The organism is Bradyrhizobium sp. NBAIM08 (assembly GCF_020193935.1).
Lineage (GTDB): Bacteria > Pseudomonadota > Alphaproteobacteria > Rhizobiales > Xanthobacteraceae > Bradyrhizobium > Bradyrhizobium yuanmingense.
Genome location: NZ_JADYVR010000079.1, coordinates 1 through 589, shown reverse-complemented (window position 1 = coordinate 589; position 589 = coordinate 1). Strand labels below are relative to the sequence as shown.

General features: G+C 67.4%; 2 protein-coding genes. Both read left to right on the top strand.

All coding sequences use genetic code 11. From position 1 onward, the window contains the following. Positions 1–275 (top strand): response regulator (locus I6F37_RS38480; RefSeq protein WP_225153317.1); only part of this gene is annotated, 275 nt, incomplete at its 5' end. Positions 276–306: 31 nt separating this feature from the next. After that, positions 307–589: chemotaxis protein CheW (locus tag I6F37_RS38475; protein ID WP_225154139.1), on the top strand; the 283-nt coding region annotated here is incomplete at its 3' end.

Here is a 589-nt window from a genome sequence, read left to right as displayed (position 1 = left end):
CCCAAAGCTTCGACGTGATCCTGACCGACATCGAGATGCCCGATATGAACGGGTTCGAGTTCGCGGAAGTCGTCCGCTCCGACAACAACCTCGCTGCGACGCCGATCATCGGCCTGTCGGCGCTGGTGTCGCCGGCGGCGATCGAGCGCGGCCGTCAGGCCGGCTTCCACGATTACGTCGCCAAGTTCGACCGTCCCGGCCTGATCGCGGCGCTGAAGGAGCAGACCGCGGGCGCCGCCGGCGCCTCCGAGCTGAGCCGGGCGGCCGCGGCTTAAACCTTAGCGGCATGGACCAGGAGACACTGAAATGAGCAAGAAGACCCAGTCCAGCGAAGGCGCCATGGTCGAGTACGTCACCGCGATGATCGGTGGCCAGCTGTTCGGCCTGCCGATCTCCCGCGTCCAGGACGTGTTCATGCCCGAGCGCGTCACCCGCGTGCCGCTGGCCTCGCGTGAGATCGCAGGCGTTTTGAACCTGCGCGGCCGCATCGTCACCGTGGTCGACATGCGCTCGCGCCTCGGCCTGCCCAAGGACGAGGACGGCAAGACCGCGATGGCGGTCGGCGTCGACCTGCGCGGCGAATCCTATG